Origin of the sequence: Serratia sp. BNK-33-b (genome assembly GCF_048684565.1) — a bacterium.
In the GTDB taxonomy this organism is placed as follows: Bacteria; Pseudomonadota; Gammaproteobacteria; order Enterobacterales; family Enterobacteriaceae; genus Serratia; species Serratia marcescens.
The window spans coordinates 269090-280204 of the sequence record NZ_JBLQTZ010000001.1; the positions used below are offsets into that span (position 1 = coordinate 269090).

The 11115-nt window shown below is 63.0% G+C and carries 8 protein-coding genes; 7 read left to right on the forward strand and 1 reads right to left on the reverse strand.

Translation table 11 applies throughout. From position 1 onward, the window contains the following. Nucleotides 1-58 precede the first annotated feature (58 nt). Entirely contained in the window at nucleotides 59-3754 is a 3696-nt protein-coding gene (gene metH / locus ACMGGK_RS01305; protein WP_420276626.1) for a methionine synthase, read from the forward strand. Between the two features lie 38 nt (nucleotides 3755-3792). Here metH and ACMGGK_RS01310 read toward each other — a convergent pair whose 3' ends face one another. Beyond that, on the reverse strand, nucleotides 3793-4503 hold the full coding sequence (locus ACMGGK_RS01310; RefSeq protein WP_004936656.1) for a UTRA domain-containing protein: 711 nt from the start codon (nucleotides 4501-4503) through the stop codon (nucleotides 3793-3795). Between the two features lie 190 nt (nucleotides 4504-4693). Here ACMGGK_RS01310 and ACMGGK_RS01315 point away from each other — a divergent pair, with 190 nt between their 5' ends. The 6 genes from ACMGGK_RS01315 (at nucleotide 4694) to ACMGGK_RS01340 (ending at nucleotide 11075) form a co-directional block, all read left to right on the forward strand. Further along, the gene (locus ACMGGK_RS01315; RefSeq protein WP_016930300.1) at nucleotides 4694-5755 is read left to right on the forward strand and encodes an ABC transporter substrate-binding protein; all 1062 of its coding nucleotides are present in this window, start codon (nucleotides 4694-4696) and stop codon (nucleotides 5753-5755) included. A gap of 11 nt (nucleotides 5756-5766) precedes the next feature. Beyond that, entirely contained in the window at nucleotides 5767-6576 is an 810-nt protein-coding gene (locus tag ACMGGK_RS01320) for an alkaline phosphatase family protein (RefSeq protein WP_016930299.1), read from the forward strand. Next, the gene (locus ACMGGK_RS01325; protein WP_016930298.1) at nucleotides 6573-7418 is read left to right on the forward strand and encodes an ABC transporter permease; all 846 of its coding nucleotides are present in this window, start codon (nucleotides 6573-6575) and stop codon (nucleotides 7416-7418) included. The genes ACMGGK_RS01320 and ACMGGK_RS01325 overlap by 4 nt, the downstream gene beginning before the upstream one ends. 17 nt (nucleotides 7419-7435) lie before the next feature. Beyond that, nucleotides 7436-8221 carry an ABC transporter permease gene (locus tag ACMGGK_RS01330; RefSeq protein ID WP_033639254.1) on the forward strand — a complete coding sequence of 262 codons (786 nt, stop codon included), beginning with the start codon at nucleotides 7436-7438 and terminating at the stop codon, nucleotides 8219-8221. Nucleotides 8222-8225: 4 nt separating this feature from the next. Continuing rightward, nucleotides 8226-9218, forward strand: coding sequence for an ABC transporter ATP-binding protein (locus ACMGGK_RS01335; RefSeq protein ID WP_420276627.1), 993 nt, complete (start codon nucleotides 8226-8228; stop codon nucleotides 9216-9218). A 207-nt stretch (nucleotides 9219-9425) separates the two neighbouring features. Further along, nucleotides 9426-11075, forward strand: coding sequence for a Na/Pi cotransporter family protein (locus ACMGGK_RS01340; protein ID WP_016930295.1), 1650 nt, complete (start codon nucleotides 9426-9428; stop codon nucleotides 11073-11075). The last annotated feature ends 40 nt before the right edge of the window (nucleotides 11076-11115 follow it).

Consider the following 11115-nt stretch of genomic DNA (forward strand, 5'->3'; position numbering starts at 1 on the left):
AGCTGTGCTAGGATGACTCGTTGGTGTTTGCGGCAGTTGAGCAATGGGCTGGATGGCAATGGAAGGGGTTACAGTGACGAATCGAGTAGAACAACTGCGCCGCCAGTTAGCGCAGCGCATTTTGGTGTTGGACGGCGGCATGGGCACCATGATCCAGAGCTACCGTCTGGACGAGCGCGATTTTCGCGGTGAGCGTTTCGCCGACTGGCGCAGCGATCTGAAAGGCAATAACGATCTGCTGGTGCTGACCAAGCCGGAAGTGATCACCGCCATTCATTACGCCTATCTTGAGGCGGGCGCCGATATCCTTGAGACCAATACCTTCAACTCCACCTCCATCGCCATGGCCGACTACCACATGGAGTCGCTGTCCGCCGAGATTAACTATCAGGCCGCCTGCCTGGCGCGCGCCTGCGCCGACGAATGGACGGCGCGCACGCCGGAAAAACCGCGCTACGTCGCCGGGGTGTTGGGGCCGACCAACCGCACCGCGTCCATCTCGCCGAACGTCAACGATCCGGCGTTCCGCAACATCTCGTTCGATGAACTGGTGGCGGCGTACCGTGAATCGACCCGCGCGCTGGTGGAGGGCGGCGTCGATCTGATCATGATCGAAACCATCTTCGACACCCTCAACGCCAAGGCCGCCGCTTTTGCGGTGGAAACCGAATTCGAAGCGCTGGGGGTGGAACTGCCGATCATGATTTCCGGCACCATCACCGACGCCTCCGGCCGCACCCTGTCCGGCCAGACCACCGAAGCGTTTTACAATTCGCTGCGCCACGTCAAACCGCTGACCTTCGGCCTGAACTGCGCCCTGGGCCCGGACGAGCTGCGCCAGTACGTCGCCGAGCTGGCGCGCATCTCGGAGACCTATGTCACCGCGCACCCGAACGCCGGTTTGCCGAACGCCTTCGGCGAGTACGATCTGGATGCGGCCGAGATGGCGCGCCAGGTTGGGGAGTGGGCGCAGGCCGGCTTCCTCAATATCATCGGCGGCTGCTGCGGCACCACGCCGGAACATATCGCCGCGATGGCCAAGGCGGTCGAGGGCGTGCCGCCGCGCCGGCTGCCGGAGCTCCCGGTCGCCTGCCGCCTGGCCGGTCTGGAGCCGCTGACCATCGACGCCAACACCCTGTTCGTCAACGTCGGCGAGCGCACCAACGTCACCGGTTCGGCACGTTTCAAACGCCTGATCAAAGAAGAGAAATACAACGAGGCGCTCGACGTGGCGCGCCAGCAGGTCGAGAGTGGCGCGCAGATCATCGATATCAACATGGACGAGGGGATGCTCGACGCCGAAGCGGCGATGGTGCGTTTCCTCAACCTGATCGCCGGCGAGCCGGATATCGCCCGGGTGCCGATCATGATCGACTCCTCCAAGTGGTCCGTTATCGAGAAAGGCCTGAAGTGCATTCAGGGCAAGGGCATCGTCAACTCGATCTCGATGAAGGAGGGCGAAGAGGCCTTTATCCATCACGCCAAACTGGTGCGCCGCTACGGCGCCGCGGTGGTGGTGATGGCGTTCGACGAAGTGGGCCAGGCGGACACGCGCGAGCGCAAGTTCGAGATCTGTCGCCGCGCCTATAAAATTTTGACCGAACGCGTCGGCTTCCCGCCGGAAGACATCATTTTCGACCCGAACATCTTCGCCGTCGCCACCGGCATCGAAGAGCACAACAACTACGCCGTCGACTTTATCGAAGCCTGCGCCGACATCAAAACCCACCTGCCGCACGCGATGATCTCCGGCGGCGTGTCTAACGTGTCGTTCTCGTTCCGCGGCAACGATCCGGTGCGCGAGGCGATCCACGCGGTGTTCCTGTATCACGCCATTCGCAACGGCATGGACATGGGCATCGTTAACGCCGGGCAGCTGGCGATTTACGACGATCTGCCTGGCGAGCTGCGCGAGGCGGTAGAGGACGTGATCCTCAACCGTCGCGAGGACGGCACCGAACGCCTGCTGGAGCTGGCGGAAAAGTACCGCGGCAGCAAAGACGGCGAAGCGGCGGTGCAGCAGGCGGAGTGGCGCGGTTGGCCGGTGGAAAAGCGGCTGGAATATTCGCTGGTGAAGGGCATCACCGAGTTTATCGAGCTGGACACCGAAGAAGCGCGGCAGCAGGCCGAACGCCCGATCGAAGTGATCGAAGGGCCGCTGATGGCAGGGATGAACGTGGTCGGCGATCTGTTCGGCGAGGGCAAGATGTTCCTGCCGCAGGTGGTGAAATCCGCCCGCGTGATGAAGCAGGCGGTGGCCTACCTGGAACCGTACATCGAGGCCAGCAAGCAGCAGGGCACCTCCGCGGGGAAAATCCTGTTGGCGACGGTGAAGGGCGACGTGCACGACATCGGCAAGAACATCGTCGGCGTGGTGCTGCAGTGCAACAACTATGAAATCGTCGATCTAGGCGTGATGGTGCCGACGGAGAAAATCCTGCGCACCGCGCGCGAGGAGAACGTCGACATCATCGGCCTGTCGGGGCTGATCACGCCGTCGCTCGACGAGATGGTCAACGTGGCCAAAGAGATGGAGCGCCAGGGCTTTACGCTGCCGCTGCTGATCGGCGGCGCCACCACCTCCAAGGCGCACACCGCGGTGAAAATCGAGCAGAACTACAGCGGCCCGACCACCTACGTGCAGAACGCCTCGCGCACCGTGGGCGTGGTGTCGGCGCTGCTGTCCGCCACCCAGCGCGATGAGTTTGTGGCGCGCACCCGCAAAGAGTATGAAACGGTGCGCATTCAGCACGCGCGCAAAAAACCGCGCACGCCGCCGGTCGATTTGCACAAGGCGCGCGCCAACGCCATGGCGCTGGACTGGGCCGACTATCAGCCGCCGGCGCCACGGCAGCTTGGCGTATTCCCGGTGTCGGCCGGCATCGAGACGCTGCGCCATTATATCGACTGGACGCCGTTCTTCATGACCTGGTCGCTGGCGGGCAAATACCCGCGCATCCTCGAGGATGAGGTGGTGGGGGAAGAGGCCAAGCGCCTGTTCCACGACGCCAATCAGATGTTGGATCGGCTGGCGGCCGAGCGTAGCCTCAACCCGCGCGGCGTTTACGGTTTGTTCCCGGCCAACCGCGTCGGCGACGACGTGGAAGTGTACTGCGACGAACAGCGCGGCGAGGTGCTGGCGGTGAGTCGCCATCTGCGCCAGCAGACGGAAAAAACCGACTTCCCGAACTATTGTCTGGCGGACTTCGTGGCGCCGAAAAGCAGCGGCAAGGCTGACTACTTCGGTGCCTTCGCGGTGACCGGCGGGCTGGAGGAGGACGCGCTGGCCGCGGCGTACGATGCACAGCACGACGATTACAACAAAATCATGGTCAAGGCGCTGGCGGATCGTTTGGCGGAGGCTTTCGCCGAATACCTGCACGAACAGGTGCGCAAGTTGCACTGGGGTTATGCCGCCGACGAGAACCTGAGCAACGAGGAACTGATCCGCGAAAACTATCAGGGCATCCGGCCGGCGCCGGGCTACCCGGCCTGCCCGGAGCACACCGAAAAAGCGACCATCTGGCAGCTGCTGGACGTCAACCGCCACACCGGCATGGAACTGACGGAGTCCTTCGCCATGTGGCCGGGGGCGGCGGTGTCCGGCTGGTACTTCAGCCATCCTGAGAGCAAGTACTTCGCGGTGGCGCAGATCCAGCGCGATCAGGTGGAAGACTATGCGGCGCGTAAAGGGATGAGCGTGAGCGAGGTCGAACGCTGGCTGGCGCCAAACCTCGGCTACGACGCCGACTGACTTTCCTCTTTAAGGGCGCAGCGATGCGCCCTTGTCATTTACAGCGCTTCCACATCGATGTGCAGCGCGTCGTACCGCCAATACTCCAGGTCGCAATCGATCACCCGGTCATGTTGATCGCGATTCACCCGCGTAATGAACAGCGCCGGGCTGCCGTAGGTCACCTTCAGCATGGCGGCGGCCTGCTGCGGCAGCAGGGTAGGTAGCATGTCGAAACGCACCCGGCCGTAGTGAATGCCGTAGCGCGCGGCGTACAGCGCGGTCAGCGACTGGGTCAGATCTTCGTCCAGAATACCGGGGAAATAGGCCGGATTGAGGTAGTGCTCGCAGTACAGCACCGCACGTCCGTCGATGTAGCGCAGCCGACGAATGCGATAGGCCTCGGCGCCGGAGGGCAGCGCCAGGCGGCCGGCCAGCGGCGCGTCGAGCGTGACGACCGCGCTGTCGATCGCTTCGGTATGCGCGGCGCGCCCCTGCTGCTGCGCCATGGCGTGAAAATGGCTGCGCTGCAGCGGATTGTAGATCAAACGTGGCGGCGAGATGAACCAGCCGCGCCGCACCTGGCGGTAGATGACGCCCTGCGCCTCCAACTGGCCGAGCGCCTCCTGCAGGGTAATGCGGGTGGTGGCGAATTGCTCGCTCAGGGCGCGTTCGGAGGGCAGCTTGCCGCCCACGGCGAACTCGCCGGCGGTGATGCGGGCGTGCAGCGTTTGGCAGATGGTGGCGACGGTCGTCGGTGCTTCACTCATACAGCGGGTGTCCCGTTTCAGTGCGTTTGGCCTTTAAGGTAGACCAGCGTCGCGTTTTCGCCGTTGCAATGGGTGATAAAACTGTCGCTTTTTTAAGCTGACATATAATTATCACATTCGTCCGTTAGATTGGTTTGGTCCTTGCTGGACTAGTCCAGCCCTCCCCACACTACCACCTGGAGCATCAGTTATGAAACGTTTGTGCGCTTCTGTGTTAACCAGTGCCATCGTGTTATCCAGCCAGATGAGCTGGGCCGCGGATACCGATCTGGCGGCGCTGGAGCAGGCCGCGAAGAAAGAAGGCGAAGTCAACAGCGTCGGCATGCCGGACAGCTGGGCCAACTGGAAAGGCACCTGGCAAGATCTGTTGAGCAAGTACGGCCTGAAGCATGTCGATACCGACATGAGCTCCGCGCAGGAGATCGCCAAATTCGATGCGGAAAAGAACAACGCCACGGCGGACATTGGTGACGTCGGCGCGGCCTTCGGCCCGGTGGCGGTACAGAAGGGCGTGACGCAGCCGTACAAACCTTCTACCTGGGATCAGGTGCCGGATTGGGCGAAAGACAAAGACGGCCACTGGGCGCTGGCTTATACCGGCACCATCGCCTTTATCATCAACAAACAGCAGGTGAAAGACATCCCGCACAGCTGGGCCGATCTGCTGAAGGGCAACTATCAGGTCACCATCGGCGACGTCGGCACCGCGTCGCAGGCGGCCAGCGGCGTGCTGGCGGCCACCTACGCCATGGGCGGCAACGAGAAAAACCTCAAGCCGGGCCTGGAATTCTTCGGCAAGCTGGCCAAGGCCGGCCGACTGAGCCTGAGTAACCCGGTGATCGCATCGCTGGAGAAAGGGGAAGTGCAGGTTGGCGTGGTGTGGGACTTCAACGGCCTGAATTACCGCGACCAGATCGACAAAACCCGTTTTGAAGTGCTGATCCCGTCGGACGGCTCGATCACCTCCGGCTACACCACCATCATCAACAAATACGCCAAGCACCCGAACGCCGCCAAACTGGCGCGCGAATACATCTTCTCCGACGCCGGCCAGATCAACCTGGCGCGCGGCTATGCGCGTCCGATCCGCGCCGAGCATCTGACGCTGCCGGACGACGTCAAGGCCAAGCTGCTGCCGGCCGAGCAGTACAAGAATGCGCACCCGATCGCCGATCCGGCGGCCTGGGAACAGAGCGCCAAAGCGCTGCCGCGCCTGTGGCAGGAAAACGTCATTATGTTTATGCAGCAGTGAGTTAACGCACCATGAAAACGATCCTCGTGCTGCTGGACGGCCTCAACTACCGGGTGGCGCACGACGCCATGGGGTATCTGCAGGCCGAATGCGCGGCGGGACGCGGGCGGTTGTACCTGCTGGAGAGCGAGTTGCCCTCGCTCTCCCGGCCGCTGTATGAATGCATCCTCACCGGCGTCACGCCGGTGGAGAGCGGCGTGGTGCATAACCACGTCTCGCGCCTTTCTCATCAACAAAGCGTGTTTCATTACGCGCGCGCCGCCGGGCTGACCACCGCCGCCGCCGCGTATCATTGGTTCAGCGAATTGTATAACCGCACGCCGTTCGACGCCGCGCGCGACCGCCATACCGACGCCCCCGAGCTGCCTATCCAGCACGGGCATTTTTATTACGACGACGGCTATCCCGACAGCCATCTGTTCGACGACGCCGAAAGCCTGCGCCAGCGTCATCAGCCGGACTTCCTGCTGATCCACCCGATGAACATCGACGATGCCGGCCACCGCTTTGGCCTCTCTTCGCCGCAGTACCGCAACGCGGCGCGCCGCGCCGACGGTTCGCTGTCGCGTTACCTGCCCGAGTGGCTGGCGGCCGGTTATCAGGTGCTGGTTACCGCCGACCACGGCATGAACGACGATCGCAGCCACGGCGGGGTGTTGCCGGAAGAGCGCCAGGTGCCGCTGTTCGTATTCGGCGCGGGCTTCAGCCTGGATGACGCCGATCCGCAGCAAACCGAGCTGTGCGGCACGATCTGCGATCTGCTGCAGGCGCCGCACGACAAGCCGCGCTGCCGGGCGCTGCTGGCGCAGGATGCGCGATGAACAGCAAAACCAAATGGATCGCCGCGCTATGCCTGCTGCCGTTTATCGTGCTGTTCGGCGCGTTTCAGATCGCCCCGCTGGTGTGGATCGCGGTTCACAGCTTTTTCAGCGAGAGCAGCGGCTGGGGATGGGGCAACTATGTCGATATCCTCACGTCGCCGTTCTACCTGCAGGCCTTTCAGTTCTCGCTGGAGATCTCGCTGTGGTCGAGCGTCTACGGCTTGCTGATTGCGTTAGTGGGCAGTTACTCACTGCGTCAGCTCGGCCAGACCCGGTTTCATGACTTTGTGATGTCGTTCACCAACATGACCAGCAACTTCGCCGGGGTGCCGCTGGCGTTCGCCTTCGTCATTCTGCTGGGGCTGAACGGCTGCCTGACGCTGCTGCTGCGAAAATACGGTTTGATGGAGAGCTTCAACCTCTATTCGAAGAGCGGCCTGATCGTGTTGTATACCTACTTCCAGATCCCGCTCGGGGTGCTGCTGCTGTATCCGGCATTCGACGCGCTGCGCGCCGACTGGCGCGAATCGGCGGCGCTGCTTGGCGCCGGCCCCTGGCGCTACTGGCGGCATATCGGCCTGCCGGTGCTGGCGCCGGCGCTGATGGGCACCTTCGTCATCCTGCTGGCCAACGCGCTGGGCGCCTACGCCACGGTGTACGCGCTGACCACCGGCAACTTCAACGTGATCCCGATCCGCATCTCGGCGCTGGTGGCGGGGGATATTTCCCTCGATCCGAACCTGGCCAGCGCGTTGGCGATGCTGCTGGTGGTAATGATGGCGTTTATCACGGTGATCCACCAATGGATGCTGCGCAGGAGTTACCTCAATGCGCGCTCATAATCGGATGGAGAATGCTCATGTCGCGTGCTGAACGCCTCTATCACCGCACGGTGACCGGCCTGCTGCTGCTGATCCTGCTGCTGCCGCTGGCGGCGACGCTGATTTATGCGCTGGCCACCCAGTGGGGCGCCACCATTTTACCGGACGGCTTTACCCTGAAGTGGCTGACGGCGCTGTGGAGCGACCCGCGCTTTTTGCAGGCGCTGTGGCACTCGCTGCTGATCTGCTTCGGCACGCTGCTGCTGTCGGTGGTGGTGATCCTGCCGGCGATGTTTGTAATCGCTTACTACTTCCCTAGGCTTGACGCGGTGATGAATGTGCTGATTCTGCTGCCGTTCGCCGTGCCGCCGGTGGTGTCGGCGGTGGGGCTGATGCAGCTGTTCGCCGCCGATCCGCTGCCGCTGCTGGGCACTCCCTGGATTTTGGTGGGCTGTTATTTCACCATCGCGCTGCCGTTTATCTACCGGGCCATCAGCAACAACATGCAGGCGATCAACCTGCGCGATCTGATGGACGCCGCGCACCTGCTGGGCGCCAGCACCTGGCAGGCGGCGCTGTGGGTGGTGTTGCCGAATCTGCGCAAGGGCGGAACGATCGCCGTGCTGCTGTCGTTTTCGTTCCTGATCGGCGAGTTCGTGTTCGCCAACCTGCTGGTGGGCAGCCAGTATGAAACGCTGCAGGTCTACCTGTTCAACATGCGCAACGGCAGCGGGCATTTCACCAGCGCGCTGGTCATCTCTTATTTCGCCGTGGTGCTGCTCGTCACCTGGCTGGCGAACCTGCTGAATAAAAACAAGGGCTAACCCGATGGCTTATCTCAACGTCACCCGCCTGAACAAACACTATGGCCAGACCCAAGTGTTTCAGGATATCGATTTCACCGCCGAAGAGGGGGAGTTCGTCACCCTGCTGGGGCCTAGCGGCTGCGGCAAATCGACGCTGCTGCGCTGTCTGGCCGGCCTGACCCCGGTCGACAGCGGGCAAATTTTGCTGCAGGGCCAGGATCTGGTGCCGCTGGCGCCGCAAAAGCGCGGCATCGGCATGGTGTTTCAAAGTTATGCGCTGTTTCCCAATATGGCGGTGGAAGGCAACGTGGCCTTCGGCCTGAAAATGCAGAAGCTGGCGGCCGGACAGATCGGCCAGCGGGTGCAGGAGGCGCTGGCGCTGGTGGAGCTGAGCGATTTGGCGAAGCGCTATCCGCATCAGCTGTCGGGCGGCCAGTGTCAGCGCGTAGCGTTGGCGCGATCGCTGGTCACTCGCCCGCGTCTGCTGCTGCTCGACGAACCGCTGTCGGCGCTGGATGCGCGTATTCGCAAACACCTGCGCGAGCAGATCCGGTGCATTCAGCGCGAGCTGAACCTGACGGCGATCTTCGTCACTCACGATCAGGAAGAGGCGCTGACCCTGTCGGATCGCATCGTGCTGATGAACAAGGGGCAGATCGTGCAGAGCGGCGATGCGGAAACCCTGTATACCCAGCCGGCGGATGCCTTCGCCGCCGGGTTTATCGGCAACTACAACCTGCTGAGCGCCGAACAGGCCGGCCGCTTGACCGGGCGCAGCTATGTCGGCAAGGTGGCGATCCGCCCCGAATCGATCGTCCTGTTGCCGGCGGGACAGGGGATCGGCGGGGTGATCCTGGGTCACAGTTTGCTCGGGAATGTGGTACGGTATCGGATTCAGGTTTGCGAGGTAGAATTGCTGGTTGACGTGCTCAACCGTTCGGTGGCCGACCTGCGGCCCGACGGCGCGGAAATTGGGCTACACTTGGAACCTGTTGTATTGCGGGAAGTTGCATGACTTCGCAGCGCGGCGCCGGGGCCTTCTCGCCGCCGCATTAACCCTTCTCTTCTGCGGTCTGCCGCCCGCCCGCTGTCCTGCCAGACCCACGCCCGGCAGGCGGGACCGCGCGCTGTATCCGTCATCCTTTGGCTCGCCTCTCTGCGTCGCGTGACAAGCATCGGGTATCAGCCTCCTTTGGCCGGGCGTTAATGGAGCGTATCTTCCGTGCTGACCCTTCTTCACCTGCTTTCGTCCGTGGCGCTGTTGGTGTGGGGCACCCACATCGTGCGCACCGGGATCATGCGGGTTTACGGCGCCAATCTGCGGCGCGTGTTGAGCGACAGCGTTGAGAAAAAACCGCTGGCGTTCGTTTCCGGCATCGGCGTGACCGCGCTGGTGCAAAGCAGCAACGCCACCGCGCTGCTGGTGACCTCTTTCGTCGCACAGGGGCTGGTGGGGCTGGCGCCTGCGCTGGTGATCATGCTCGGCGCCGACGTCGGCACCGCGCTGATGGCGCGCGTGCTGACCTTCGATCTTTCCTGGCTGTCGCCGCTGCTGATCCTGGTCGGCGTCTTCCTGTTCCTCAGCCGCAAGCAGATGCGGATCGGCCAGATCGGACGCGTTCTGATCGGCCTCGGGCTGATCGTACTGGCGCTGGAGCTGATCGTGGCCGCCGCCACGCCGATCACCCAGGCGGCCGGGGTGAAAGTGCTGTTCTCATCGCTGACCGGCGATGTGATGCTGGACGCGCTGACCGGCGCGCTGTTCGCCATTGTCAGCTATTCCAGCCTGGCGGCGGTGCTGCTGACCGCCACCCTGACCGCCACCGGCGTGATTTCGCTGAAGGTGGCGCTCTGTCTGGTGATCGGCGCCAACCTCGGCAGCGGCCTGTTGGCGATGATCAACGCCAGCGGTCAGAACGCTGCCGGGCGGCGCGTGGCGCTCGGCAGCCTGCTGTTCAAGCTGGTGGGCTGCATACTGGTGCTGCCGTTCGTCTCCTATCTGGCGGATTTGATGGCTCAGCTGCCGGGCGGCAGCGAAGAGCTGGTGATCTATTTCCACGTGTTCTACAACCTGATCCGCTGCCTGGTGATGATCCCGCTGGCCGGGCCGATGGCGACGCTGTGCGAACGGCTGATCGTCGACGAAGCGGCCGACGATCCGCGTATGCGGCCGCGCCATCTTGACGCCAGCGCGCTGGACACGCCGACGCTGGCGTTGGCCAACGCGGCGCGTGAAACGCTGCGCATGGGCGACGTGGTGGAACACATGATGATCCTGCAACGTGAAGTGCTGCACGGTAAGCAGGGAGTCGATAAAGAGGTGCGGCGCCTCGACGATGACGTCGATGTGCTGTACACCGCCATCAAGCTGTATCTGGCGCAGATCCAGAAGGAAGATCTGGGCGAGGAAGACTCGCGCCGCTGGGCGGAAATCATCGAAATGGCGCTTAACCTGGAACAGGCGGGCGACATCATCGAGCGCATGGCCGGCGACGTGGGCGCCAAGTCGCACGCCGCGCGCCGCGCCTTCTCGGCGGAAGGGTTGGCGGAGCTGGACGGGCTGCACGAACGGCTGATCGGCAACCTGCGCCTGGGGCTGTCGGTGTTCCTGTCCGGCGACGTCACCAGCGCCAAACGCCTGCGCCGTTCCAAGCATCGCTTCCGCATTTTGGATCGCCGCTACGCGCATGCGCACGTCGATCGTTTGCACCAGCAAAACGTGCAGAGCATCGAGACCAGTTCACTGCATTTGGGATTGTTGGGGGACATGAAGCGCCTGAACTCGCTGTTTTGCGCCGTGGCTTACAACGTGTTGGATCAGGATGCCAAGGATGACGATCGCGACTGGGAAGATACCCCGAGCACGCTGTAAAAAAAACGCCCCCGGAAAACCGGGGGCGTTGTGCAGGAAA

Excerpts from the sequence above, each read along its gene's own strand:
- ACMGGK_RS01325 (WP_016930298.1), top strand. The coding sequence starts at position 6,573 with ATGAACAGCAAAACCAAATGGATCGCCGCGCTATGCCTGCTGCCGTTT.
- metH (WP_420276626.1), top strand. The coding sequence starts at position 59 with ATGGAAGGGGTTACAGTGACGAATCGAGTAGAACAACTGCGCCGCCAG.
- ACMGGK_RS01315 (WP_016930300.1), top strand. The coding sequence starts at position 4,694 with ATGAAACGTTTGTGCGCTTCTGTGTTAACCAGTGCCATCGTGTTATCC.
- ACMGGK_RS01335 (WP_420276627.1), top strand. The coding sequence starts at position 8,226 with ATGGCTTATCTCAACGTCACCCGCCTGAACAAACACTATGGCCAGACC.
- ACMGGK_RS01310 (WP_004936656.1), bottom strand. The coding sequence starts at position 4,503 with ATGAGTGAAGCACCGACGACCGTCGCCACCATCTGCCAAACGCTGCAC.
- ACMGGK_RS01330 (WP_033639254.1), top strand. The coding sequence starts at position 7,436 with ATGTCGCGTGCTGAACGCCTCTATCACCGCACGGTGACCGGCCTGCTG.
- ACMGGK_RS01320 (WP_016930299.1), top strand. The coding sequence starts at position 5,767 with ATGAAAACGATCCTCGTGCTGCTGGACGGCCTCAACTACCGGGTGGCG.